The sequence below is a fragment of the Deltaproteobacteria bacterium genome, from assembly GCA_020848905.1.
In the GTDB taxonomy this organism is placed as follows: Bacteria; Myxococcota_A; Polyangia.
Genome location: JADLHG010000005.1, coordinates 143,607 through 168,608, shown reverse-complemented (window position 1 = coordinate 168,608; position 25,002 = coordinate 143,607). Strand labels below are relative to the sequence as shown.

Annotated in this window: 25 protein-coding genes; 6 read left to right on the top strand and 19 right to left on the bottom strand. The window is 71.3% G+C overall.

What is annotated here, in order from left to right; translation table 11 throughout:
* Positions 1 to 21: 21 nt before the first annotated feature.
* Positions 22 to 996, top strand: coding sequence for a thermonuclease family protein (locus tag IT371_03710; protein ID MCC6746738.1), 975 nt, complete (start codon positions 22 to 24; stop codon positions 994 to 996).
* 104 nt (positions 997 to 1,100) lie between these two features.
* Complete coding sequence (locus tag IT371_03705; protein ID MCC6746737.1) at positions 1,101 to 1,748, top strand: hypothetical protein; 648 nt, start codon at positions 1,101 to 1,103, stop codon at positions 1,746 to 1,748.
* Positions 1,749 to 1,792: 44 nt separating this feature from the next.
* On the opposite strand, the gene IT371_03700 is transcribed toward IT371_03705, so the two are convergent.
* From IT371_03700 to IT371_03690, 3 genes are read right to left on the bottom strand one after another with little or no spacing between them, the layout of a single operon-like run.
* Positions 1,793 to 2,581, bottom strand: a complete 789-nt coding sequence (locus IT371_03700) for a metal ABC transporter permease (GenBank protein MCC6746736.1) — start codon at positions 2,579 to 2,581, stop codon at positions 1,793 to 1,795.
* Between the two features lie 42 nt (positions 2,582 to 2,623).
* On the bottom strand, positions 2,624 to 3,463 hold the full coding sequence (locus IT371_03695) for an ABC transporter ATP-binding protein (GenBank protein ID MCC6746735.1): 840 nt from the start codon (positions 3,461 to 3,463) through the stop codon (positions 2,624 to 2,626).
* Entirely contained in the window at positions 3,460 to 4,485 is a 1,026-nt protein-coding gene (locus IT371_03690) for a zinc ABC transporter substrate-binding protein (protein ID MCC6746734.1), read from the bottom strand. The genes IT371_03695 and IT371_03690 overlap by 4 nt, the downstream gene beginning before the upstream one ends.
* A gap of 71 nt (positions 4,486 to 4,556) precedes the next feature.
* On the opposite strand from IT371_03690, the gene IT371_03685 reads away from it, so the two are divergent.
* On the top strand, positions 4,557 to 6,863 hold the full coding sequence (locus tag IT371_03685; GenBank protein MCC6746733.1) for a DPP IV N-terminal domain-containing protein: 2,307 nt from the start codon (positions 4,557 to 4,559) through the stop codon (positions 6,861 to 6,863).
* A gap of 82 nt (positions 6,864 to 6,945) precedes the next feature.
* Positions 6,946 to 7,584 carry a hypothetical protein gene (locus tag IT371_03680; protein MCC6746732.1) on the top strand — a complete coding sequence of 213 codons (639 nt, stop codon included), beginning with the start codon at positions 6,946 to 6,948 and terminating at the stop codon, positions 7,582 to 7,584.
* Positions 7,585 to 7,586: 2 nt separating this feature from the next.
* On the opposite strand, the gene IT371_03675 is transcribed toward IT371_03680, so the two are convergent.
* The 16 genes from IT371_03675 to IT371_03600 form a co-directional block, all read right to left on the bottom strand.
* A complete protein-coding gene (locus tag IT371_03675) occupies positions 7,587 to 7,787 on the bottom strand; it encodes a Flp family type IVb pilin (GenBank protein MCC6746731.1) in 201 nt (66 codons plus the stop codon).
* A gap of 22 nt (positions 7,788 to 7,809) precedes the next feature.
* Positions 7,810 to 9,225 carry a VWA domain-containing protein gene (locus IT371_03670; protein ID MCC6746730.1) on the bottom strand — a complete coding sequence of 472 codons (1,416 nt, stop codon included), beginning with the start codon at positions 9,223 to 9,225 and terminating at the stop codon, positions 7,810 to 7,812.
* A gap of 10 nt (positions 9,226 to 9,235) precedes the next feature.
* Entirely contained in the window at positions 9,236 to 9,592 is a 357-nt protein-coding gene (locus tag IT371_03665; GenBank protein ID MCC6746729.1) for a hypothetical protein, read from the bottom strand.
* Positions 9,589 to 10,413 carry a tetratricopeptide repeat protein gene (locus IT371_03660; GenBank protein ID MCC6746728.1) on the bottom strand — a complete coding sequence of 275 codons (825 nt, stop codon included), beginning with the start codon at positions 10,411 to 10,413 and terminating at the stop codon, positions 9,589 to 9,591. Before IT371_03660 ends, IT371_03665 begins: the two co-directional genes overlap by 4 nt.
* 11 nt (positions 10,414 to 10,424) lie before the next feature.
* Positions 10,425 to 11,276 (bottom strand): type II secretion system F family protein, encoded by an 852-nt coding sequence (locus tag IT371_03655; protein MCC6746727.1) that lies wholly within the window; start codon positions 11,274 to 11,276, stop codon positions 10,425 to 10,427.
* Between the two features lie 10 nt (positions 11,277 to 11,286).
* The gene (locus IT371_03650; GenBank protein MCC6746726.1) at positions 11,287 to 12,234 is read right to left on the bottom strand and encodes a type II secretion system F family protein; all 948 of its coding nucleotides are present in this window, start codon (positions 12,232 to 12,234) and stop codon (positions 11,287 to 11,289) included.
* Complete coding sequence (locus tag IT371_03645; protein MCC6746725.1) at positions 12,231 to 13,592, bottom strand: CpaF family protein; 1,362 nt, start codon at positions 13,590 to 13,592, stop codon at positions 12,231 to 12,233. Before IT371_03645 ends, IT371_03650 begins: the two co-directional genes overlap by 4 nt.
* Positions 13,592 to 14,539, bottom strand: a complete 948-nt coding sequence (locus IT371_03640; GenBank protein ID MCC6746724.1) for a hypothetical protein — start codon at positions 14,537 to 14,539, stop codon at positions 13,592 to 13,594. Before IT371_03640 ends, IT371_03645 begins: the two co-directional genes overlap by 1 nt.
* Entirely contained in the window at positions 14,536 to 16,029 is a 1,494-nt protein-coding gene (locus IT371_03635) for a type II and III secretion system protein family protein (GenBank protein MCC6746723.1), read from the bottom strand. The genes IT371_03640 and IT371_03635 overlap by 4 nt, the downstream gene beginning before the upstream one ends.
* Positions 16,007 to 17,026 carry a Flp pilus assembly protein CpaB gene (gene cpaB, locus IT371_03630; protein MCC6746722.1) on the bottom strand — a complete coding sequence of 340 codons (1,020 nt, stop codon included), beginning with the start codon at positions 17,024 to 17,026 and terminating at the stop codon, positions 16,007 to 16,009. Before cpaB ends, IT371_03635 begins: the two co-directional genes overlap by 23 nt.
* Positions 17,027 to 17,036: 10 nt before the next feature.
* Positions 17,037 to 17,477, bottom strand: coding sequence for a pilus assembly protein (locus IT371_03625; GenBank protein ID MCC6746721.1), 441 nt, complete (start codon positions 17,475 to 17,477; stop codon positions 17,037 to 17,039).
* Positions 17,467 to 18,063 carry a prepilin peptidase gene (locus IT371_03620; protein MCC6746720.1) on the bottom strand — a complete coding sequence of 199 codons (597 nt, stop codon included), beginning with the start codon at positions 18,061 to 18,063 and terminating at the stop codon, positions 17,467 to 17,469. The genes IT371_03625 and IT371_03620 overlap by 11 nt, the downstream gene beginning before the upstream one ends.
* A 298-nt stretch (positions 18,064 to 18,361) precedes the next feature.
* Positions 18,362 to 19,441 (bottom strand): hypothetical protein, encoded by a 1,080-nt coding sequence (locus tag IT371_03615; GenBank protein MCC6746719.1) that lies wholly within the window; start codon positions 19,439 to 19,441, stop codon positions 18,362 to 18,364.
* A 101-nt stretch (positions 19,442 to 19,542) separates the two neighbouring features.
* The gene (locus IT371_03610) at positions 19,543 to 21,324 is read right to left on the bottom strand and encodes a phosphoenolpyruvate carboxykinase (GTP) (GenBank protein ID MCC6746718.1); all 1,782 of its coding nucleotides are present in this window, start codon (positions 21,322 to 21,324) and stop codon (positions 19,543 to 19,545) included.
* 188 nt (positions 21,325 to 21,512) lie between these two features.
* The gene (locus IT371_03605) at positions 21,513 to 21,866 is read right to left on the bottom strand and encodes a nucleotidyltransferase domain-containing protein (protein MCC6746717.1); all 354 of its coding nucleotides are present in this window, start codon (positions 21,864 to 21,866) and stop codon (positions 21,513 to 21,515) included.
* Positions 21,867 to 21,986: 120 nt separating this feature from the next.
* Positions 21,987 to 22,439, bottom strand: coding sequence for a hypothetical protein (locus IT371_03600; protein ID MCC6746716.1), 453 nt, complete (start codon positions 22,437 to 22,439; stop codon positions 21,987 to 21,989).
* Between the two features lie 192 nt (positions 22,440 to 22,631).
* On the opposite strand from IT371_03600, the gene IT371_03595 reads away from it, so the two are divergent.
* A complete protein-coding gene (locus IT371_03595; protein ID MCC6746715.1) occupies positions 22,632 to 23,681 on the top strand; it encodes a hypothetical protein in 1,050 nt (349 codons plus the stop codon).
* A gap of 260 nt (positions 23,682 to 23,941) precedes the next feature.
* The gene (locus tag IT371_03590) at positions 23,942 to 25,000 is read left to right on the top strand and encodes a hypothetical protein (protein MCC6746714.1); all 1,059 of its coding nucleotides are present in this window, start codon (positions 23,942 to 23,944) and stop codon (positions 24,998 to 25,000) included.
* Positions 25,001 to 25,002 lie beyond the last annotated feature (2 nt).

Below are 25,002 nucleotides of genomic sequence, written 5' to 3'. Positions count from 1 at the left end.
CGCCGTGGTACTCTCGAGGTCATGTCTCCCCATCCAAGGTACCTCGGGTTCGTCGCCGCGCTCCTCGGCGTAGGCTGCGCCACCAGCGCACGCGCCGAGGAATTCCAGGGCAAGGTGGTGGGCGTGGCCGACGGGGACACGATCACCGTGCTCCGGGATCAACGGCCGGTGAAGATTCGATTCGAGGCGGTGGACGCCCCCGAGAAGGACCAGCCCTTCGGCACGCAGGCGAAGCTCTTCACCTCGGGGCTGGTCTTCGCCAAGAGCGTCACCGTGCGCGTCGCGACGACCGACAAGTACGGGCGTACGGTGGGCTGGGTCTTCGTAGAGGGCAAGAGCGTGAACGAGGCGCTCCTCAGGGCCGGGCTGGCCTGGCACTACACCCATTACAACAAGAGCCCGGCGCTGGCGCGGCTGGAGGCGGAAGCGAAGGCCGCCCGGCGCGGGCTGTGGGCGGACGCGAGTCCCACGCCTCCCTGGAACTTCCGGCGGGCGAAGCGGGGACAGGGTCCGGCGCCCGAGGCGACTCCCGCGACGAGGCCGGGTCGGTCGGGTGCGGACCCGACGCGCACCCCGGTGCCGAGCGCGGTGGGCCCCCTGCACGGGAACACGCGGGCGAAGGTCTTTCATCGCCCGGGGTGCTCGGCCTACGCCTGCAAGCACTGCACGGTGCTCTTTCGCGACGAGGCCGAGGCCGTGAAGGCCGGCTACCGCGCGTGTGGCCAGTGCGGCCGGGGGGCGCGCCCGGCGGGTCGACGCGGTCCGGAGACCGCGTGTCGCGTGGACGTGGACTGCGTGCTCGAGCCGCTCGACGCGTGCCGTTGCCCGCCCTGCGGAGTGCACCGCCGAGGGGCCGTGAATCGCGCGGCCTACGCGGCGATCTTGAAACGCCAGGCCGCGCGAGGTGCGTGCCGCGCCCTGGGGTGTCCACGGTGCCTGAGTCAGACCGTGGGAGACGCGGCGGTCTGCGTTTCGGGACAGTGCACCACCAAGTGACACCCTGGCGCCTGGGGTCGGCACTCCTGGGGCCTCCACCCCCGGGTTGTTCCGTCGCCGGGCGGAGTGCGATGGTGAAGTATCACTACGGAGGGACCATAGACATGACGTTCGTGCGAGGCATCACGGCTGGAGTTGCCGTGCTCTTTCTGGCCGCGTGTGGCGGGTCGAGCAGCACCACCGGCGACGGGGGCGCGGCCACCGATGGCGCGGCCGGTGGGGACCAGTCGGCGATGGCCGACGGCGCGGGCCCCGCGGCCGATGGCAAGGCGCCGACCTCCGACGGTCAGGCGCCGACTTCCGACAGTGGCGGGCCAAGGGCCGACGGCGGCGGGACTAAGGCCGACGGCGGCGGGACCAAGGCCGACGGCGGCGGGACCAACGCCGATGCCGGGGCGTGCCTGCCGGGCAAGACCGCGACGAAGAGCTCGCACAAGGCCGGCCAGGACTGCCTGAGCTGCCACAAGAGTCAGCCGGCGAGTCGCCGCTGGACCATCGCGGGCAACCTCTACAATGACGCGAACGGAACGAAACCCGTGGGCGGAGCGACGATCCGGATCGTGGACGCGGCCAAGAAGCAGCTAGACCTCGTGACGGCCGCGGACGGGAGCTTTCACACGCTGACGGCCGTGACCTTCCCGATCACCATCCTCGCGAGCAAGTGCCCGGAGATCTCGACCATGAAGCAGGCCGCCAACGACGGCTCCTGCAACTCCTGCCACACGGCGGGTAAGCGCATGCATCTGCCGTAGCAGGGCGCAGGGGGAGTGGCTGCTCGAGGGCTCCGGGCCGCAGTTCACCCCCCCCGGCGCGTCGCCAGCACCAGGCCGAAGACGGCGCCGAGCGTGAGGATGATCGTCGCGCCGCTGGCCACGTTCAGGTGGTACGAGAGGACGAGGCCCGCCGCCGCGCCGAGGACGCCGACGAGCACGGCGAGCAGCGCTACGCGGCCGATGCTGCGCCCCAGCATGCGTGCGGTCGCCGCCGGGATCACCACGAACGAGCTGACGAGGGCGATCCCCACGGTCTTGACCGACACGACGGTCACGACGGCGGTGAGCGCGAGGAGCGTGTAGTCGAGCGCGGCCACCGGGACCCCCGAGAGCGAGGCGAGCTCGGGGTCGAAGGTGGCATAGGCCAGGCGGCTCCAGAGCGCGAGGAGTGCGAGGGCGGTGGCGGCGGCGACCCCGCCGATGACCCACAGGTCCTGGCGCGAGATGGCCAGGATGCTGCCGAAGAGCACGCTCTCCACGTTCACCGGCGGCGCGTCGGTGGGGCGAAGCCCGAGGAGGAGCACGCCGAGCGCGAACGAGACGGAGAAGAAGACGCCCGTGGCCACGTCGCCGCGGAGCTTGCCGCGGCGGAGCACGTAGCCGATGCCGAGGGCGATGAGCACCGTGAAGGGCAGGGCGATCCAGGTCGCGCGTTCGGGGGCGAGCTGCAGGACGAGGCCGAGAGCGATGCCGCCGAAGGCCGCGTGGGCCAGGCCGTCCCCGATGAAGGCCATTCCGCGCTGCACGACGAAGACGCCGATGGTGGCGCAGAGCCCGCCCACGAGCATGCCCGCCACGAGCGCGCGCACCATGAAGCCCTGCGACAGCGGTTCGAGGAGCCAGGTCACGGGCGCTCAGTCCTCGTCGGGGTAGGCGAGGGCGTTCGGGGCGCTCGGCTCGCGCGCGGGCTGCACGCCCGGCTGGCTCGTCCCGGGCGAGCTCGGATGGGTCAGCCCCGCGTAGCTCTGGTCGCCGAGGAGCTCGTGCGGCAGGCCCCAGGCCAGGAGCTTGCCCTCGAGATAGACCACGCGTTCGGCGCAGCGGGAGACGGCGGCCAGGTTGTGCGTGACCAGGATGGCGGCGAGCTCGTCGGAGGCGGAGATCTCGGCGAGCAGCTCGAGGAACTCGGCGCGTCCGCGCACGTCCACCCCGGCGGTGGGCTCGTCGAGGATCATCAGCGCGGGGTCGGTCACGAGCGCGCGGGCCAGGAAGACGCGCTGGGCCTCGCCCCCCGAGAGGTCGCAGAGCCGGCGCTCCAGCAGCTTCTCGCCGCCGACGCGACGGAGCACCTGCACGGCACGCTCGCGCTCCGCCGGTCGCACGCGCCAGGGCCAGGTGCCGCGCAGGTTGGCCACGATCAGGTCGAGCGCGGTCGCCGGAAAGTCGCGGTCGAAGCTCTTGCGCTGGGGGACGTAGCCCACCTGGCGACTGCCTCGGTGCGGCGGCTCGCCGAGGACGTGGATCGATCCGCGGAGGGGCTGGATGAGCCCCAGGATGGTCTTGAGGAGCGTGCTCTTGCCCGCGCCGTTCGGGCCGCAGAGGCAGACGAATTCCCCCTTCGGGATCCAGAACGAGATGTCGTCCAGGATGCGGCGCCCTCCGAGCTCCACCGTCACGGCGCGCGCTTCGAAGACCTTGGGCTGGCTGGCCTCGGGGAGGGTGAAGCAGCGGCACGAGGCGCTCGCGTGGCTCACTGGAGGGCTCGCGACAGCACGTCGGTGTCGTGGTCGAGGAGCTTCTCGTAGCTGTCGCGTGCGCCCGAGCCGCCGACGGGGTCGAGCTCGAAGAGCGGCACGCGCGCCTGTTTGGCGATGACCTCGGCCGGGCGGCGGTCGAGCTGCGGCTCCGAGAAGAGCGCGGCGGCCTTGCTGCGCGAGATGGCTCCGAGGACCGCCGCGAGATAGCGCGGGGTCGGCTCGCGGCCGGGCAGAGGCTCGATCACCGCGGCGATGGTCAGGCCGTAGCGGGCCGCGTAGTAGCCCATCGAGCCGTGGAAGGTGACGATGGTGCGGTGCTTCCAGCTCTTGGCCTTTACAAGAATGCGCTGGTGCAGCGCCTCCAGCCGAGCGCCGACGGACCGCGCGCGTTCGCGAAAGCCCGCGGCGCCCTGGGGATCGAGCTTCGCGAAGGCCTCGGCCAGAGCGGGCAGCACCTGCCTGGCCCGCACGGGGTCCAGCCAGAAGTGCGGGTCGACCGCCCCGTGATGGTGCGCGTGCTTCTCGCCGTGCGCGTGCTTCTCGCCGTGCGCGTGCTTCTCGCCGTGCGCGTGCTTCTCGCCGTGCTCGTGGCCCTCCTCCTCGGTGCCCGCCTTCCCGGCCGGCTCCTCGGCGCTGACCTCCGCGTGCGTGAACCGCCGCGGTTCGGCCCGGGGCCCGAGCTCCAGCACGGGGACCGCGTGGTCGGCCGCGCTCCCCACCAGGCGCTCCAGCCAGCGGTCCAGCTCGAGGCCCACCGCCACGACGAGCTTCGAGCGCGCGAGCCGGGCCATCTCCTTCGGCGACGGGTCGTAGCTGTGCTCCGAGCGCCCCGCCGGCAGGATCAGGGCCACCTCCAGCCGGTCCCCGGCCACCTGTCGCGCGAGGTCGTAGATCGGAAAGATGGATGCGGCGACCTGGGGCTTCGCGGTGGTCGGCTGGGTCTTGCACCCTCCGAGGGCGAGGAGGGCCACCGCCGCGGCGAACCCGAGGTGCTGCCTGCTACGCCCGCCGTCGCTCACCCGATCCTCCTTGAACGGACCCACCCATGATACACGATACGCCAGCACCTCGAGGGAGAGCCGCAGCCCCCATGAATCGCGTAGCTCTGCCATCGCAAGCCCGTCGCGCGCTCCACCTGTTCCGGACCGTGGTCGCGCTCTGCCTCGCCTGCGCTCCGGCGCTCTTCGCCTGCCGACCTCCCGGCGTGCAGCACGCGGCCTCGGTGCGCGCGTCGAGTCCGTCACCCGTCACCCCTCGCGACGTCGGCTTTCTCGCCCAGTACGCGGCGACCTTTCGCTTCCGCCAGGGGCACCCGACGAGCTTCGCCGTGACCCCCGACGGAAGGGCCGTGCTCTTTCTGCGCGCGCCGGCGCGGAGTCTCGTGCAGAGCCTCTACGAGCACGACCTCTCGATCGGGCGCGAGCGGGTGCTCCTGACCGCCGAACAGCTGCTTCGCGGCGCCGACGAGGCGCTCAGCGCCGAGGAGCGGTCTCGACGTGAGCGCATGCGCCTCGTGACGCGCGGGATCGTCGGCTTCCAGCTCTCGTCCGACGGCAAGCGCCTCCTCGTGCCGCTCTCGAACCGGCTCTTTCTGGTCGAGCGGGCTACCGGTCGCGTCGAAGAGCTCGCCGGTCCGCGGGGCGTCCGGCTCGACCCGCGCTTCTCGCCCGACGGAGAGCGCGTGGCCTACGTCCGCGGCGGAGACGTCTACGTCTACGACGTGGCGCGACGGCTCGAGCTGCGCCTCACCACGCGGGAGAAGCCGTCGGTGACCTACGGCCTGGCCGAGTTCGTGGCCCAGGAAGAGATGGGCCGGATGCGCGGCTTCTGGTGGTCCCCCGACGGCAAGGCCCTCGCGGTGCAAGAGACGCGCACCGACGGGATGGAGGCCGTGCACCTCGGGGACCTCGGAGCGCCGACGCAGGAGCCGCATCGCGCGGCCTATCCGCGGGCCGGACGAAAGAACGCGGAGGTCCGGCTCGGCATCCTGCCCACGCACGGCGGGACCCTCCGCTGGGTGAGCTGGGACCGCGCGCGCTTCCCCTACCTCGCCGCCGCGCGCTGGGAGAAGGGCGCCCCCCTGACGCTGGTCGTGCAGAGCCGGCGCCAGACCGAGCTCCGCGTGCTCACGGTCGATGCGACGACCGGCGCGACGGAGCTCCTCCTCGAGGAGCGCGACCCGGCCTGGCTCAACCTCGACCCCTCGGTCCCCCGCTGGATCGACGGGGGACGCGCCTTCCTCTGGTCGACCGAACGGGACGGGGCCTGGACGCTCGAGCTCCGCGATGGCAAAGGGGCCCGGCTGCGCACCCTCGTGCCCGCCGAGCTCGGCTATCGCCAGCTCCTCGGTCTCGACCGGCGCCGGCGCGTGGCGTTCGTCCAGGCCAGCCCCACGCCCACCGAGCAGCACCTCTACGCGGTTCCGCTCGACGGCGAGACGCGGGAGGTACGGCGGCTCACCCGCGAGCCGGGAGAGCACGGCGCCACGGTGAGCGAGGAGAGCGGCACGCTCGTCGTGACGGGCGAGGGGCCGGAGCTTCCCCGGCGAATCACCGTCCTTTCCCCCGAGGGGGGCGAGCGGGGCCGGCTTCGCTCCGTGGCAGAGCGACCTCCCTTCGCCCCGCGGCTCGAGCTGACCTCGGTGACCGTGGGTCCGCATCGCTTCCACACTGCGCTCGTCCGACCCCGCGCCTTCGACCCCGCGCTCCGGTATCCGGTCGTGGCCTACGTCTACGGCGGCCCGCACCACCAGACCGTCACCGCCTCGCCGTCGCGCTACCTGCTCTATCAATGGGTTGCGGACCAGGGCTTCGTGGTGGTCTGTCTGGACGGGCGCGGGACTCCGGCACGCGGACGCGCCTTCGAGCGGGCGCTCAAGGGGGCCTTCGGCACGCTCCCGCTCGAGGACCAGGCGGCGGGGCTACGGGCCCTCGGGGCGCGCTACCCCGAGCTCGACCTCGCTCGGGTCGGCGTCTTCGGCTGGTCCTTCGGCGGCTACCTCGCGGCGCTTGCGGTGCTGAAGCGGCCGGAGGTCTATCGCGCCGGCGTGGCCGTGGCGGCCGTCGCGGACTGGCTCGACTACGACACGCACTACACCGAGCGCTACCTCGGCCTCCCCGCCGAGGCCCCCGCCGTCTATCGCGAGGCGTCGCTTCTCACGCATGCGCCGAGGCTCTCCCGGCCGCTCCTGCTCGTCCACGGCACGAGCGACGACAACGTGACCTTTAGCCACAGCCTGCGCCTCTCGGACGCGCTCTTTCGCGCGGCGCGCCCGCACGCCTTTCTGCCGCTGCTCAACTTCACCCACCTCGTGCCCGACGCGCTCTTCACCGTGCGCCTCTACAGCGCGGTGGTGGACTTCTTCCGCGCGCAGCTCGGCGAGCCCCAGCCGCGGTGAGCGTCGCCCGACAAGCCCCGCCGCGCTCCTGTCCGCCGCGCTCCTTGCCCTGCCCCCGAGGGTGCCGCTATGCTCCGGCCCGATGAGCGACCTACCCGAAGCCGTGTGCGCCGACTGCATCTCCTTCTCCGGGGAAGGACGCGACGCAGACGGCCAGATCCTCGGCCGCTGCCGCTTCCGCCCCGAGCTCGGCCTCATCCCCGAATCGCTCCCCTACTGCCACGTCTTCCAGGTGCGGAGCAGCCGGGCGCAGCAGGTGCGCGTCCCGGACCAGAAGGCGCGTTCGGCGCGGCAACCGCGGGCCGTGCAGAAATCGGCTGGCCCCGCGCGCGCGACCCTCGCGCGCCCCACTACCGGAGACACCGACGGAGAGATCAGCGTGGACCGTAACGGCCTGAAGCAAGTGCTGCGCGAGCTCCTCGAAGAGGAGACGCTCTTTGGTTACCCGCCGATGGGCGGCCGATGGGAGGGGGGCTCGCTCGTGATGAAGCCAGCCGACCCGTCGCTACAGGCGAAGGAGGTGCCGCTCGAGTCCTTCTTCCACAAGGTGGTGATGCTCCGAGACCGCCTGCGCGTGCTCGAGGCGAAGCTGAACGCCCACGACAAGCTCACCGACCAGGAGAAGGTCGAGCTGCAGCAGTACATCTCGAAGTGCTACGGCACGCTCACCACCTTCAACGTGCTCTTTCGCGACAAGGAAGACCAGTTCGCGAGCAAGTAGCGCTAGCTGCCGCCGCCGCCCCCTCCCTCTGGCCCGACTCCGTCCACCGCGTTACCTGCCCGGGTGAACATCGCCGCCAGCTTGTCGCGGAAGGCGATGAGCGTGATGATCAGGCCGAGGGCCACGATGGCCACCACGACGCCGTATTCGGTCGCCGAGGCCGCGTCTTCGTTCTTCCACAGGCGCTTCAAGCTGCGAAGCATTCGGTCTCCTCCTCTTCCCCGGTCAGGGTGCTGTGACGAGTTGGGGGGCTACGATGTGAGGCGAGTTCCAGCGCACCATCAGGCGCCGCGCCGGATCCGCCCCGAGTTCGCCGCAGGACTTCAGCGTGAGCAAGACGCGCGCTCCCTCGGCGGTGATGACGTATTGGTAGCCCGGCGTCGTGTCGGGCACGGTGTTGCGGTCTTCGATCTTTGGCAGCAGGATCTCGGCTCCCGTCGAGTCCTTGATGGCCACGGTGACCTTGGGGTTCGGGCCTTCGAGGTCGGCCGGGTTCGGACCCGCAGTTAGCGGACCGAAGGCGCAGATGGCGCGGGTCAGCGCGCGAATGAACCCGGCGATGTCGGCGTAGTTGGTCAGCCGAAAGTACATGCTGGGGTCGCTTCCCTCGCTCATGGCCCACCCGCCGATCTGCTGGAGCAGGCGCGAGGCGTCGGCCGGGGCCCCCTCGCGAGCGGTCTCCACGGCAAAGAGCGCCGCGCCGTTGGGGGGCATCTGGCGCACGTTCCTTCCCGATTCGCGTGCCGCGCGGTAGTGGCAGTCCCAGTCCCAGGGCCAGCAGATGAAGCTGCCGAGGATGCCGCCTCCGTCGGTCGGATCGCCGTCGGTCATGAGAATGATGTTTCGGCCCCCCTGCACCCCCGAGAGCAGCTCGCGTGCCCGGTTGAGCGCCTCCTTCGTGTTCGTGCTCCCGCCCGGCGAAACGCTGTCCATGGCCTCTTGCACGGCGGCCACGTTGTTCGCGTGCTCCGCCGAGACCTCGACCGTCCGCCGCACCCCCTCGTTGAAGATCACGAGTCCGTTGCGCACGGGGAGCGTGGCGCCGACGTAGGCCACCACGAGCTGCTTCAGGACCTCGAAGGTCGAGCGGGTGTCGTCGCCCGCGACCTGCATGGCCATCGACGAGGACGAGTCGATCACCAGCACCACCGCGGGCCAGTCCTCGAAGACCTCCACCTCGTTGAACTGAGCCCGCGCGTTGGCGGTGATGCGCGGAATCCCCGCCGGGAACCAGCTTCGCACGAGCGGCTCGGGGAGCCACGCCCCGCCGGCCTGGATCTGGCCCACGAGATCTACCTGGATCGAGACGGTGTGGTTCGTCGTGTCGCGCGAGACGTTGTAGAGCGGAGTGACCGGGAAGCTCAGGTTCCGCTGCGCGATCGCCATCATGGCCTCGGCATTCAAGGGGCCGGGCACGTTCTGCAAGAGGTGCGCTCCCGTCAGCGCCATGCCGTCGGCCACCGACTGGAGCGCGCGCCGCTCGGCCATCACGCGTCCGAGCACCGATATGGCGACGGTGAAGCCCACGCTGACGGAGATCCACACCGCGATCACCGCCAGAGCGGCCCCGCGCTCCCCGTCGACGGCGAGGTCGGGTCGTCGTCGAGAGCGTCGCGCGGCGTGGGGCGTGGGCTGCTGCATGCGTTCGCCGCTACCTCATGATCGGCAGCCCGAGGTCGGGCGTGGTGGCCGTGGAGGGGGGCGCCGAGGTGGCTGGGGCGCCCGGTTGAGGCAGGGTCGGCGTGGGGAGGAAGCCCTGCATCCCGCCCCCGCCGCCGCCCGTCAGGCCGGCGCCTGCGCCGCGAGCCGGCCGCAACAGGTTCGTGGCCGCGACCTGCCCTAGCTCCGCCTCCATGCCGCCCTCCGCGTCGTCCTTCTCGCGGTGCTTGCTCTGCTTGGCGAAGACGGCCTTGAACGCCTCCCCCGTGTCGGGGGCGAGATGGGTCGTGCCGCAGCCCGAGGCCGCGAGAAGCCCCGCCGCGCCGAGCCAGAGAAGTCCACGTCTCATAGTTCCATCTCCTCTTCGCGTGGCCGCTCGGGCTGCTCGGCCGGGGGTGCCGCCGCGCTCCGTTCGAGGGCCCGCAGGTTCTTCAGCGCCGGGCCGTAGCCCGCCTGGGTCTGGAGCGCGCGCTCGTAGTACCGACGGGCCGACATCGGCCGGCCCCGCATCTCTTCGATGAAGCCGAGGTTCGTGAGCGCCATGGCCCGGCTCCCCGCCTGACTGAAGGCCTTGAGGGCCGCCTCGAGGTCCCCCTCGAGTCCGTGCGCGAGGCCGAGGTTGTTGTAGGCCCGCCGCAGCCCCGGGTCCAGGCGAATGGCCTCGAGCAGGACCGCCCGGGCGTCGGCGAACCTTCGTTCTAGAATGAGACAGAAGCCGAGGTCGTTGTGGTACTGCGCCTCACCGGGGGCGAGCTTGACCGCCTGCCGATGCGACCGTTCGGCCTGGAGGAGCCGCCGCTGACGGCTGTAGAGGTTGCCGAGCGCGGCGTGCACCGCGGCGCTCTGCGGGGCGAGGGCCAGCGCCTGCCGGAGCTCGACCTCCGCCGGGGCCAGCATCCCCTTCTCGCGCAGCACGATGCCGAGGAGCAGGTGGACGCGCGGTTGCCGGGGGGTGCGCGTCACGAGCTCCTTCAGGTAGGGCAGCGCCTGGTCGTAGTAGCGCTGGGCCACGAGCGACTCGGCCATGGTCTGCCGCATGTCGCGCACCTCTTGGGCCGTCGCCTCGCGCGGGCCCTGGGTCGTGCTCGAGGCGCAGCCGCCGAGCAAGGCCGCGAGCGCCACGCCGCGGGCGGAGAAGAGACGGAGCGTGCGTGGCGAGAGAACGATCATGACGCTTCCTTCTAGAACGAGCGGTAAAGAAGGAGCCCCGCGGGCCCCACGAGCAAGATCAGGATCGCCGGCAAGAGGCACACCGCGAGCGGCAGACTGATCCGCGCGCTGGCCTTGCCGGCCCCTTCGTCGAGCTGGGTCAGGCGGCTCTGCCGCAGGTTGAGCGCGTAGCCGCGCAGGACCTCGGTGATGCTGGCGCCGAGCTGGGTCGCACCCGCGATGGCCACGGCCAGGCTGTTGGCGTCCTCGCTCCCCACCCGCGCGGCGAACTTGCGAAACGCGGTGGCCGTCGGCACGCCCGCCTGCATCTCGCCGAGCGTGATGGCCAGCTCGCTGCGCAGGACGTCCCCCTCGGCGGTGGCGCGCGAGACGATGCGCAGGAGCGACTGCTCGAGCGAGAGCCCCGCGTCGAGGCAGATCACGAGCAGGTCGAGAAAGTTCGGCAGAGCTCGCGAGAGGGCAAGCTGCCGGGCGGCGGAGCGCTGGTCGAGCCACCAGCCGGGGGCCAGGACCGCGAGGGCGACGACGGCCGAGCAGAGCAGCGCAGCGCCGCCGACGTTGCCGACCACGAAGCCGGCGATCGCGGCGAGGACCACGCCGACGCCGAGGACGGTCATCCGCACGGTGTAGAAGAGGTCCACCGACTCCTGCGTGTAGATGCCAGCGCGCACCAGCCGGTCCTGTAGCTGCTTCGCCGTGCTGCCGGGCTTGCCGCCTCCGGCCACGGCGCGCAGCGCGACGCTCGGGGCCTCCTCCTTCTCCTCGCGTGGCTGGCGCAGGTAGTGGCGCACGCCGAGCAGGAGGAAGAGCAGGGCGCTGATCCCGCAGGCGGCGAAGGCAGCGACGGTGACGAAGGTCGGCACGGCTTCTCCTCTACAGCGCCGGACGTACGAGCTGGCGGAGCCAGAGCACCCCGACGAGCCACAGGGACACGGCCACCATGAGTACCGAGCGCCCGGAGCTGTCGGCTACGAGCGCGTCCAGATAGTTGGGCTGAATCAGGAGCACGGTCAGCGCGATGATCACGGGGAGCAGGCCGAGGATCGCGCCCGAGGTGCGCCCCTCGGCGGTGAGGGCGCGGTAGCGCGCCTGGTACGCCGCCTGCGAACGCAGCGTCAGGATGAGCTGCTCCATCACGTAGACCACGTTGCCGCCGGCCTGCTTGAGCACCAGCACCGCCTCGACGAGCGTGCGGAGCGCATCGCTTCGCGGGTACCGCGCGCCGAACTGGAGCAGCGCCTGCTCGACGGGACGCCCGAGGTGCTGTTGCTCGGCCACGCGCTGGAGCTCGGCGCCGAGCGGGTCGGGAAGCTCGAGCGACGAGAAGCGGATCGATTCCTCGAGGCTGTGGCCGGCGCGCAGGGAGTAGATCATGAGCTCGAGGGCGCGCGGGAGCTGCGTCTCGAGCAGCTCGAGGCGCTGGGTGCGGGCGCGCACGAGGTAGAGCCAGGTGAGCAGCACCACGAGCAGCGAGAAGACGAACCCCGAAAGACCGCTGCCGGAGATGAGCGTCGCGAGCAGCCCCACGGTCACCACGGCGACTCCGCCCGCGACGAGGAAGCTCCCCACGGAGATGGTCATGCCAGCCTGGATCAGCGCCCGTTGCAGGCGGTGCATGGCGTCGAGCCGGCCGAGGAGGCCCTTCACGTGCGCGCGCTCCTGGCGCAGCAGCGAGACGTCTTCCTCGGCGGCCCCCTGCAGCCGCTCGCGGATGAGCCAGTTGCGCTGGCTGCGCTGGCCGCGCCAGATCCAGAAGAGGGCCTGCAGCGCGCAAAAGAGCGCGAGCGCGGCGAGAAGTCCGATGGCCTGCGCCAGCGTCATCGGGGGGGCCCTCCCTCCTCGAGGTCGAAGGGGACCCCCGCCGCACGGAAACGCGCCGCCAGGATCGAGTGCCCCGAGCAGGCGAAGTCCCCCTGCACGCGCCCGTTGGGGTCCACCCCCCATTGCTCGTAGCTGAAGACCTCGTTGAGGGCCATCTCGCCGTTCTTGATCCCGGCCACCTCGCTGATCGAGGTGACGCGCCGCCGTCCGTCGGTCATGCGGCTGACCTGGACCACGAGGTGGATCGCGCGCGCCACCATCTGCAGCACCATCGGCTCCGAGATGTTGGTGGCGGCGAAGCCGAACATCGAGAGCAGGCGCGTCGAGACGTCCGACGGCGCGTTGGCGTGGATCGTCGCGAGGGAGCCCTCGTGGCCGGTGTTCATGGCCTGGACCATGTCCAGCACCTCGGCGCCGCGCACCTCGCCCACGATGATGCGGTCGGGACGCATGCGCAGCGCGTTGCGAACGAGCTCGCGGATCCCAATCTCGCCCTTCCCCTCGATGTTCGGCGGACGCGTCTCGAGCCGCGCGACGTGCTCCTGCTGCAGCTTGAGCTCCGCCGAGTCCTCGATGGTCACGATGCGCTCGCGCGAGGGGATGAAGCCCGAGAGCGCGTTCAGCAGCGTGGTCTTGCCGGCCCCCGTCCCGCCGCTGATCAGGATGTTGCAGCGCGCGCGCACGGCGCTCTTCAGGTAGAGCGCCATGTTGCGGGTCAGGCTCCCGTGCTGGTGGAGCTCCTTGACCGAGACGAGGTGCTTGCCGAAGCGCCGGATGGAGAGCAGCGGCCCATCGAGCGCCAGCGGCGGAATGATCGCGTTGACGCGGGAGCCGTCGGGGAGCCGCGCGTCGACCATCGGCGAGGCCTCGTCGATACGACGCCCGACGCGCCCCACGATGCGGTTGATGGTGTGGATCAGGTGCTCGTTGTCGCGAAAGCGCACGTTGGTGCGTTCGAGGTTTCCGCCGCGCTCGACGAAGACGGCGGCGAAGGTGTTGACCAGGATGTCGCTCACCGACGGGTCCGCGAGCAAGGGCTCGAGCGGCCCGAGCCCCGTGATCTCGTCCACGATCGAGGTGGTGATCTGATCCTGCTGGCGCTCCGAGAGCACGGTGTGCCGCGACTGCAGGAGCTGGCGGACGAGCTGACTCACGCGCTCGCGCAGCTGCGCGGGCTCCAGGTGCCGGAGGCTCGCCACGTCGAGGCGGTCCACCACCTCGTCGTGCAGGCTGGCCAGGACGGCGTCGAGGTCGGCGACGACCCCCGGCGCGAGCCCCCGCTCGGCCCCCCCCTTCTCGCGGTCCGTGGGGCCTCCGCCGGCCCCACCGCGGCCCGAGAGCCGCCCTGCGACCTTCATTACTTATGCCTCCTGACGATGCGGGACCAGAGCGAGCGATCCTTGCCGCGGGCGCTGCGCGGCGCGGGGATCGGCGCGTCGGCTACGAGGAAGAGCTGGGCCAGCCGCTCGACCTGCCGCGTGACGGGCGCCGTCCGGCTCACCTCGGCGAGGAGCTGACCCCCGTTGATCGCCCCGTGCACGCGCTTGAAGTCGTTCACGATGGTCATGCTCGGGGCGATGCCGAGGGCTTCCTCGATCGCGCTCAGGGTGACCTGATTCCCCTTGCTGTAGCGGTTGAGCACCAGCATGACCTTCGAGGTGTCGTAGTTGAGCTGGCGCAGGATCTTCAGCCGCATCTGCACGCCGCGGATCGCGGGGACGTCCTGCGTGGCGACGAGCACGATGCGGTCGGCGCGGTCGAGCACGGCCAGCGCGTGGTCGGAGAAGTCGCGGATGCCGTCGATGATCGTCAGCTCGAAGCTGTTCGTCAGCTTGTTGACGAGCCCCTCGATGATCTGCGCGTCGAGCTGGCCGAGCTCCTCCATGTGCCCCACCTGCGAGAGGGCGCAGAGGCCCGAGTGGTGGCGCGGGAAGGTGGCGGTGGCCATCTCGTCGTCCTCGCCCTGCATGAGCCCGGCGAAGTGCGAGAGCGGCCGGTGCCCGTGCAGCCCGAGGTGCGTCAGCACGTGCCCGAACTGCAGGTCGAAGTCCACCATGCAGGTGGGACGACCGGCCGCCGCGTGGATCGCCCCCACGTTGGTCGCGAGGGTCGTGCTCCCCGTCCCGCCGTGGGCGGAGAAGAAGACCACCAGCATGCCGCGGTTCTCGGAGGTCGGCACCGGCCGCAGGCCGCGCTTCGAGCGGAGCTGCTTGACCTGCTCCGGCGAGACGATGCTCGTCTTCGCCAGCGAGATGCGACCGGAGTCCTGGCGGCTGCCGCCGCGACGTGGTTTCGATGCGTTCATTGCGAATACCCATAGGGCCCCGCCGGGCCCGTCTCCTTCTTTTCGACCTTGATGCGCGGATCGATGCTGCCGAGCAGGAAGAAGGCCAGCGCCCCCGGGTCGGAGATCTCGTCGTCGCCGGGGAGCGGCGGGACCTCTCCGGGGTTGAGCGGCTGCACGAGCTGCGCGCGCACGAGAATCACGAGCTCCGCCTCGCGGCGCACGAAGCTCTTGCTGCGGAAGAACATGCCCAGGATGGGGAGGTCGCCGAGGAGCGGGATCTTCGAGTTCTGCGCCTCGATGCGGTCCTGGAGCAGCCCGGCGATGGCGAAGGCCTGGCCGTTCTTCATGCGCACGGTGGTCTCCGTGTGGCGCGTGGTCAGCGACGGTACGCTCACGCCGTTCAGCAGCACGGCCCCGCCCTGGTCGCGCTCGCTCACCGAGACGGAGACCTTGAGGTGGATCTGCTCGCCCCCCAGCACGGTCGGTGAGAAAGAAAGCTGCACACCGAATTTCTTGTACTCGATGGAGGTCTGGCCGAGCGCCTGCGGGACCGGGACCGGGAACTCGCCGCCGGCGAGAAACTGCGCCTGTTGCCCGGAGTAGGTCACGAGCGTCGGCTCGGAGAGGATCTTGGCCAGGCCGTAGCCCTGGAGCAGGCTGACCGCGACCGAGAGCGGGAGCGCCCCGCCCGCGGCGAAGAAGAGGCCGAAGGAGTCGGCCGCGAAAGGGGCGATGAGGAGCGGCAGCGTGTCCGAGGCCTGCGCCGCGGCCTGGGGGGTGCCGGGGACGCTCGCGCCGCCCACCTGGAGCTGATTCCCGCGCGGCCCGAGGTCGGGGGCGAGCTCGGTCGCGAGCCGGTTACCCGGCGAGGTGAGCCCCCCCGAGTAGTCCCCGCGGCGCCCCCAGAGGTTCACCCCCATCTGGCGCAGCGCCTGCCTCGAGACCTCGGCGATCTTCACCCGGAGCTGCACCTGCTGGCGCCCGCGGATGGTGAGGAAGTTCAGCACGCGGGCCTGCTGCCCCATCCCCTGCAGGTGCGCGTCCACGAGCTTCTGCGCGCGCTCGGAGACCACCGGGTCGCTCACGCGGCCCGTGAGCACGATGGTGCGCCCCATCGCCTCGAGCTTGATCTGCTCGTTGGGCAGGATGGCGGCGAGCTTCTCCTCGACCCCGTCGATGGGCACGGTCACGCGGATCACGTGGTTCGTGGGCCGGTTTCCCTGCCAGATGGTGAGCACGGTCTGTCCGAGCTTGCGCCCGCTGATGAGGAGCTGCGTCGGGGCGACGAGCTTCACCTCGGCCACCTCCACGTCCCCGAGGCTGAGCTGCGTGGCGGGCTGGCGCAGGCGCACCACGCGCGTCCCGCGCAGCGACACGTCGATGTTGAGGGCCTGCGCCGGGCCGCTGACGAGGAGCAGCAGGAGCCCGACCGCGCTCCGGACGAGCGCGCTCCGACTCACGGTTGCCACGCGAGCGCGCACGCGCTCACTGCTGAGGAGCCGATCCACGATAGATCACCATTCCGCTCGAGCTCTTGGGTTGCTCCGGAGTCTTGGCCGTGGGCGGGGGCGTGATGATGCGCCGGCTCACCCGCCGCACGGGCTTGCTGCTCCGCCGCGACTTCGGCTCGGGGTGCGCCGCGGCGCCCGAGGCCATGGCGCCGGGGCCGTCCGGCTGGCCATCCACCTGGGCCTGGGGATTCTGCCCCATCAGGACCCCCGGCGTCGCCCCCTGCGTGTCGACCCGGTTGCGGTCGTCCGGGCTCCGCATCACGAGGTTCACGCGCCCCTGCCGCGAGGCGAGCGCGAGACGTTCGGCCTCGTCGGGCTTCACCAGCAACGTGACGACCCCCTTCATGTCGTTCGCGGACGAGCTGAGCATGGACATGTTGCCCTGCGTCGCGGTGCGGCGCGCGAGCAGCCGCTGGGCCGAGGTGACCGGGTCGGTGTCCTCGCCCACGGCGAGCACCTTCACCTGCTGCAGCACCGTGCGCGTGGTCACCGAGTTCTCCTCGCGCATCGACGAGCGTTGCAGGGTGACGATCACGTCCACCACGGCGCCCGGATAGAGGAGCGAGCCGAGGGCGACGGGGTCGTCGGTGCGGATGGCCATGGCGCGCATGCTGGGCGGGATCATCGAGGCCACGCCGAGGCCGCTCCCTTTCTCGGCGAGCTGGCTGGCGAGGACCGGCTGCCCCTTGGCGAGGGGCACGAGCGTCACGCCCGCGGTGCGGAGGAGCCCGGCCACCGACGACGCGGTCCCGCGCGGCATGGCGGAGATGGGCCAGTTCGCGAGGCTCAGATCCTGCGCCGTGAGTGGCCGGCCGGAGGGAAGGTCGCGGAGCGCCACCACCACCGGCGCCACGGGCTCGGTCGCGTACTTCTTGCCGAGCATCGACGAGACGAGCACGCCGGCCAGCGCGGCGAAGAGCACCGCGCCCACCATGAAGCCCACGGTCGCGAGCCCGCTCGGGCGGCGCCTGGATTTCTGAAGGTCGAGCTCCATGGCCGGTCTCCTAGTAGGGCAGCTCTGCGCTCGCGCGCACCTGGGTGATCTCTGCGTTGTACGGCCGGAGCATCTCCGTGCCGAGCGTGGCCTTCAGCTCGCAGACCACGAAGACCTGCAGGCTCTGCACGAGGGGCACGTCGGGGATGGCGTTCTGTCGCACGCTCACCGCCGTCGCGTTGCACCAGCGGTTGCTCGTGCCCCCGAGCTTGGCGTCCACGACGGCCTGCGCGCAGTCCACCGTCGGCGTCTTGGCCAGGCCGCAGGCCCGGGCGGCGTCGTAGGCGGCGCCGGTGATCACGAAGCGCACGGTGAGCCCATGGGCCACCATGGTGATCCCGATGAGCACCATGAGCAATATCGGCATGCCGATCGCCACCTCGACCGCCACGGAGCCGTCCTCGCGGCGAAGGCCCCGGCGGTGCGTCTGCCGGGGCGTTCTAGAGGGCATGGCCCCCTCCGAAAAAGAAGACCTGCACGAGCGCGCCTCCGGCGAGGGCCAGCGCGTAGGGCGGGCAGGCCTGGCGGGGGCGGTCGGTCTCGGCCACCACGCTCCCCAGGGCCAGGGAGAGGCGGACGTTGAGCCCGATCGTGCGCCGCTCCTCGGGGCGGCTGCGCAGCCAGTAGACACCGGCGAGGAGGCCGCCGAGGACCGCCGCGGCGAGCCAGGCGCGAAGGAGGGCCAGCGGGCCGAGCCAGGCGCCGATCGCGGCCAGGAGCTTCACGTCTCCGCCGCCGACCCAGCCCCGGTGAAAAGGGAGAAAGAGCAGGGCGAGTCCCGCCGCGGCGCCGCCGAGGCCGGGGACGATTGACCCCAGCCCGAGCTCCAGCCCGCGCGCCACCAGCCCGGCCGCGGCCAGGCCCACGGTCAGGGCGTTCGGCACGCGCCGGTTCCGCAGGTCGAACAGGCACGCGGCGCCGAGCCCTCCGAAGAAGCAGAGCTGCGCGGCGATGGAGAGCTTCAGCACCTGGCTCCTCCGGCAGGGACACCTTCCCGGGAGCGTGCGAACGGGCCGGTCGAGGGCCGCGGAGCGCATCGGAAGGATCCACGGCCAGGCCACCACATGCGGTCGTGTCGAAGCAGAACCTGTGCCAGGGGGTCCGGCGCGGGGCGCGGCGTCCAGGCCACGGGAATCATGGATCCCACGTCCGGGCTCGCCGCGCGCACGGGAGCTTCGGGGCGGGGACAACCGGCCCCCCTCCCTCCTGCTACCGGTCGCGCCTGTGGACTGACGATCCTAATACTTCAAGACTAATCTCAAATTTGGGGGTCGGCAAGGAGAACCACGGCGACGCGCGAGGGGGCGCCGGCCGCGGCACGGGCTCCTGCGCAGCTCAGTGCAGCGCCGCGCGGTCCAGCGTGAGGTCGTCGAACGTGGCGTCGATCTCGTCCCCGGAGGTGGCTCCGAGGCGGACCCCGTCCGCAGCGGAGGTCCACTTGCCGTCCTTGAGCCCCGCGAAGGGGGCGCCGAAGGGGGCGTCCCCGACGGCCAGGTAGGCCTCGAGCACGCCGTCCTTGCCGCTCCCGGCGCGCTGGTGCAGGCCCAGCCGGTAGAGCGTCCCGACCACGAGCGGGCCCACCTCGTATCCGACGGTGTCCGAGGAGAGCCGCAGCACGATCTTGCCCGAGCTGCGGAGCTGGAGGTTTCCGAGGCTGGAGCCGCTCGCGCTCACGTTCAGAAAGCGCGTCGTCCCCGGCGGCAGCTCCTCGAGCCGCATGGTGAAGGTGACGTAGAGGTCCTTCGCCGGGGCGAGGCTCTGGTGCAGGTAGCTGTCCTTGTTGCCGGGGACGAGGGCCGAGAACTTCCCGCGGAGGGGCTTGGTGGACTCGAGGTCCACCGTCCCGGAGGTGCTCTCGACGCCGGTGAGCGGGTGCACGAGCTGCCCGTCTTCAAAGGTGATGATGCGGATCGGGTCGGGCGGACGCGGCCCGTCCGGGGGCAGCGCGCCGTCGAGTCGCGGCGCATCCGGGCGGGCGCCGTCGCGGGGTGCGCCGTCCGGAGGCCCTCCATCGGTCGGCTTGCCTCCGTCGCGCTCGGTGCACGCCCCCTGGCGCGGGTTCGGGCGGTCCACGCATCGATCGATCACGTCGGGGACGCCGTCCCGGTCGGTGTCGGCGAGCGCACCGGGCACGATCGTGAGGAGCGAGGGGGTCTCGGCCCCCGCGATCAGCGCCACCTCCGTCGCCCCTTCGCCCACGGTCTTTCCCCCCGCCGCGGCGCGCACGAGGAGGCGCAGCCGCCCCTCGCGACGGGCCGGGGTGAGGACCATCGACTGCGGGAGCTTCTTCCACTCGCCCGCGCTCTTCAGCTCGACCGTCTGCCCGTCCACGGTGAGGCCGTCCTCGTCGTAGACGTTCAGGCGGAGGAGTTCCGGCGGCGCGAGGCCCGGCGCCCCCTCGAGGTGCAGGAGCACCGTCGAGGCCTTCGGGGCGCAGCCGGAGGCGAGAAAGGCCGCGAGGGCGAGCGCGAAGAGGACGAGAGCGGGGTGGAAACGGCGCGGACGCGGTGCGCGCGTCAGCCGCCGAGGCGTGCCTCGAGGGCGTTCACCTCGTCGGAGAGACCGGCGGGGAGGCGCGAGCCGAACTGACCGAAGTACTCCCGCATCCCCGGCAGCTCCTTGCGCCAGGCGGCCGGGTCCACGTTCAGGAGCTCCGTCATGGCGTCCCGCTGCAGGTCGAGGCCGCTCACGTCGATCGCGCCCTCGGAGGGGACCATCCCGATCGGCGTCTTCGTGGCGTGCTCCATCCCTTCGAGTCGCTCGAAGACCCACTTCAGCACGCGGATGTTGTCGCCGTAGCCAGGCCAGAGGAAACGCCCCTTGTCGTCCTTGCGGAACCAGTTGACGTAATAGATGCGCGGGAGCTGAACCCCCGTGCGCTGACCGGTCTTCAGCCAGTGCGCGAAGTAGTCCCCCATATTGTAGCCGCAGAAGGGGAGCATGGCGAAGGGGTCACGCCGGAGCTGGCCCACCGCGCCGGCCGCCGCGGCCGTCGTCTCGGAGGCCACCGTCGCGCCCAGGAAGGTGCCGTGCTGCCAGTTGAAGGCCTCCGTCACGAGCGGCACCACCGTCGGGCGGCGGCCGCCGAAGAGGATGGCCGAGATGGGAACCCCCTTTGGGTCTTCCCAGGCCGGGTCGATGACCGGGCACTGCGACGCGGGGGTCGTGAAGCGCGCGTTCGGGTGCGCCGAGGGCTTGCCCGAGTCGGGGCTCCACGGCGTGCCGAGCCAGCTCGTCAGGTTCGCCGGCGGCTGGCTGGTCATCCCCTCCCACCAGACGTCCCCGTCGGCGGTGAGCGCCACGTTGGTGAACATGCTGTTTCGCGTCATGGCCAGCATGGCGTTCTTGTTCGAGTCCATCGAGGTGCCGGGGGCCACGCCGAAGAAGCCCGCCTCGGGGTTCACGGCGTAGAGCCGACCGTCGGCGCCGAACTTCATCCAGGCGATGTCGTCGCCCACGCACTCCACCTTCCAGCCCGGGAGCGTCGGCGAGAGCATGGCCAGGTTCGTCTTGCCGCAGGCGCTCGGGAAGGCGGCCGCGACGTAGCGCTTCACGCCGGCGGGCGAGGTGATCCCCACGATCAACATGTGCTCGGCGAGCCAGCCCTCCTCGCGCGCCATCACCGAGGCGATGCGCAGCGCGAAGCACTTCTTGCCGAGGAGCGCGTTTCCGCCGTAGCCCGAGCCGTAGGACCAGATGGCCCGCTCTTCCGGGAAATGAACGATATACTTGTTTTCCGCGTTACAGGGCCACGGCACGTCGCGCTTGCCGCTGTCGAGCGGCGCGCCGACCGAGTGCAGGCAGGGGACGAAGTGCCCCTCGCCGAGCGTGTCGAGCACCGCGCGCCCCATGCGGGTCATCACGCGCATCGAGGCCGCCACGTACGGCGAGTCGGTCAGCTGCACGCCGATATGCGCGATGTGCGAGCCGAGCGGGCCCATGCTGAAGGGAACCACGTACATCGTGCGGCCGCGCATCGCCCCGTCGAAGAGCTTGCGCAGCAGGCCCTTCATCTCCTCGGGGTCGCGCCAGTTGTTCGTGGGCCCGGCGTCGTCCTTGTTCTTGGCGCAGATGAAGGTGCGGTCCTCGACGCGCGCCACGTCCGCGGGGTCGGAGCGGCAGTAGTAGCTGCCGGGCCGCTTCTCCTCGCTCAGCTTGATGAGTGTGCCGGCCTCGACCATCTGTCGGCAGAGGGTGTCGAACTCCCCCTGCGTGCCGTCGCACCAGTGGACCTTCTCCGGCTTGCAGAGAGAGGCCATCTCCTTGACCCACGCGATGAGCTGCTGATTGTTCGTCATGGTCCTCGGCTCCTTCGTTGCGGCCGGGCGGACTATAGCACCGCGAAAAAGAGAGGAAAGGGCAATGGCGGGCGGCGCCGCGGCTCGCGAACGATGCGTAGATATGGGCTATTTCGCGGGGGAGAGGAGGGTTCGCAGGAAGACGTCGAGTGCGGCCGCGTCGGCGCGCAGGCGTTGCAGTGCCCCGTTCATAGCGGCACGCCTTCCTCGGCCACGCGGTCGCGGAGGCTTTCGCCGGCGCTCTCGAGTTCGACCAGGTCCACGGGAGCCGAGAAGAGCTCCATCAGGTCGGCCAGCGCCGGGAAGTAGCTCGCGGGGGCGAGACCGCGGACGGCGAGATCCACGTCACTCGTCGGACTCGACGCGCCGCTGGCCAGAGAGCCGAAGAGGATCACCTCGCGGGCTCCGTAGCGCGACCGCAGGAGCGCGCCGGCCTGCGGCAAGAGGGAGGTGAGGCGATCCGCTCTGAGGCGCGCGGCTTCGGCCGCGGCCGCGTGTCGGGCCCGGAGGTGCGCCAGGGTCTGTTCGGCGGTGACCGTCATCGGCGCTGTCGACTTCTCCGTGCGCGCCCCGTCGGCGGCGCAACCAGATCTATGAAAGAGTCTACTGCCGGTGGGTGGGTTGCGGCAAACGGGCCCTTGGGTGTCCGAGCCCCGATTCGCCTATTCGAAGGCCAGGTCCCGTTTGCAGGCTCCGCAGACGGGGAGCTGCGTGCGCAGGCGCGAGAGGCGGGTCCGGTTCTTGGCCTCGCAGTGGGGGCAGACGACGAGCAGGAAGCGCTCGATGCGCGGGGCGGAGCCGGGGTGTTCCGAGGAGGCCGGGGGTTCCGGGGCGGGCGCGCTCGGGTCGTGCGCCTTCTTGGCCTTCGCGCCGGCCACGCGCGACTTCAGCTCGTGGAGCGGGTCGGCGCCGGGGTCGGAGGTCTCGTCGGGGGAGGGGGCCTGCGACGCGCCCTGCGGCGGAGGCGACGAGCGGGCCGGGCGCTCGCCGGGCGGCATGCCGGCTCGGCGGCGCAGCTCGTCGAGCTCGGCCTGCTCCTCGAGCTCGCGGAAGCGGGCCTCGAGGTGAGCGCGGCGGGATTCTCGCTCGGCATCCAGATCGTCGAAGTCGTCCACGGGGTGCTCCTTGGCTGGCGCGTCGCTCGTCCACAGGAACGTAGCACAGGGCGTCGGACTCGAGGGCTCGCCGGCGGCGTTCCGGCGGTTCGAGAGCGGACCTTCGACGCAGGCGGTGTCCGACCCAGGCGATTGTCGCCGGCGTCGGTCGCGGTTACCCTAGCCGACCTTTCAACCTTCGGGAGGCGAACGATGCGAACGAGACGGTGGCTGGTGGGGGTGGTGCTGCTCGCGGCGGGGGCCTGCAACGATTCCACGACGCAGAAGGTCTGCTCGGCGATCGACAACCAGGACCTGGCGAAGACCATCCTCGACGAGGTGAGCATCGACGTCGGCAAGCTCTTCGAGGCCGCCGGCAAGGATGACGTGCCGGCCCAGAGCTGCCCGGCCGGGGGTACGGCGACGATCGACCTCGCCGCGGGGAAGGCGAGCTTCTCCGCCTGCAAGATCGGGAGGGTCACGCTCGAGGGCACGATCACCGCGGGCGTCGTGCGCAGCTCCGGCCGCACCACCGTCGAGGCGAGCGGCACGTTGAAGGTCAGCGGGCTCTGCGAGGCCCCCTTCACCTTCTCGAGCTACCACCTCGAGCAGAGCTCGGCCGGGACCTGCTACCGCGCGGTCGTCTCGAGCTGGAGTCTGACGGGCGGGACCACGGCCTGTGGCGGCTCGCCGGACGCCGCGGTGCCTCGGCCGGACGCTGGCGTTCCCGACGCGGCGCGTCCCGATGCGCAAATCCCCGACGCGGTCGTGCCCGATACGCTGAAGCCCGACGCGCCGAAGCCAGACCAGGGCGTCTCGCCCATCGGCTGCGCCGACGGGACCCGCGACGGCCTCACCGATCCCGTGATCTACCCGGCCATCGCGGCCTGCAGCGGGACGTGGACCGGTGACGTCTCCACGGCGGGCTCGATCTGCGCCGCGGGCTGGCACGTCTGCCGCGGGAAGGAGCCGGCCGTGAAGAAGGTCACCTACGCCGCCGCCTCGGCCTTCGCCGGCTGCTTCGCCTTCGACGCCGCGCAGGACAACGGCGCCTGCTACGAAGGCTGCTCCAAGGCGGTCACGGCGGGCGTCGACACGGCCGGCAACATCGACATGGCCGGGATGGGCAGCGGCTGCCCCTACAAGTTCGCGAGCGGCTACGCCTCGTGCCTGGCCGACGGCCGGATCGATTCGAGCGAGAACGACGGCGTGGGCTGCAACTACGACAAGCGCATGACCGGCGTCGTCTGCTGCAAGGACTGAGGCCGACCCGCTCGGCGGGCGCGGCCTCGATCATTTCGCATACCCCCCCTGGCACTTCCCGCGCGGCCTGCTATCTGAATCCTTAAGACCCAGTTATGTGTGGTGAAGCTCGGGGGTGGTCGTTCCCCCGCGGAAGGTACGCGTGTGCCCGTCGGGGACGGCACGCGGGCCGCGGGCGGGCGGGCGAGGTCCGGGGGGCCTGTCAGATTCGAGGCGAGCGGCGCGTCCATGGGATGCACGAACCAGCGCGGGAGGAACGATTGAACAACCGGACCATCATCTACGGACCCCAGGTCGCCAAGGGCGGGGAGCCCGAGGACGCGTGCACCGAGATCCTGCCCCTCGGGCTCTGCCCACCTCCCTTTCCCGAGGCCTTCGCGTCCGCCTACGAGGGGCTGCGGCACCTGACGGCGCAGGCAGGGGTGCCGGGTCTGGCCGTCGCCGCCGTGGATGGCACCGGCCTCGTGGCGACCGCCTACCTGAAGGTCAAGCGCGACACGGTGACCTCCGTGGTCCTCGGCCGGCACTCGCAGGCCGACATCCTCCTTGGCGCCGATCCCTCGCTCTCGCTCCGGCACCTCCTCGCCGTCCTTCTGCCCCGGCCCGAGGGGGGCGACCTCCGCTTTCGCCTGATGGACCTGCGCACCGGCATCGGCTTTCTCGACGAACACGGCCGGAAGATGCAGGCGCTCGAGGCCGAGGGGCCGATGTTCGTCTCCTGCGGCCGCTACGCCCTCTTCCTTCTCACCTCCGACAGCTTCGGCGGCCTGTGGCCGGACGACGCGGCCGAGGCCTGGAGCTGCCTCCCTGAGCGGATCTACTTCGGCGAGCAGGAGGCCGGGGCGCGCCCGGTCGCTCCCGTGGGCAGAGGGGCCCCGCGCCGCAACGTGCGCACACCCGTGGGTGGCGTTCCCCTGTCGTCGTCGCGCAACAGCACGTTCATCACGCCGATCGAGCCCCCCGTCGAGGCCTTCGAGAACCTGGTCGCCGACGGCGAGGAGCCCGCCGGGCGGCTGCGGTTCCTCTCGCCGGGGCAGCGGGGCGAGCTCGTCCTCGGCGCCTCCGTCCTCCGTCGGGGCCTCCTCTTCGGGCGCTACGAGCGCTGCGACGGCCGCGGGCTCTTCCACGCCGACTACACCGTCTCGCGCGTGCACCTGCTGCTCCTCGAGCTCGCCGGCGCGCTCTACGCCCTCGACACCGCCAGCACCAACGGCGTGACCCACCTCGGCAAGCCGCAGCGCATCGTGCGCCTGGACTTCGGCACGGCCATCGTCCTCGGCACCCATGGCTCCGTCTTCGAATGGGGGCCGGTGAACTGAGG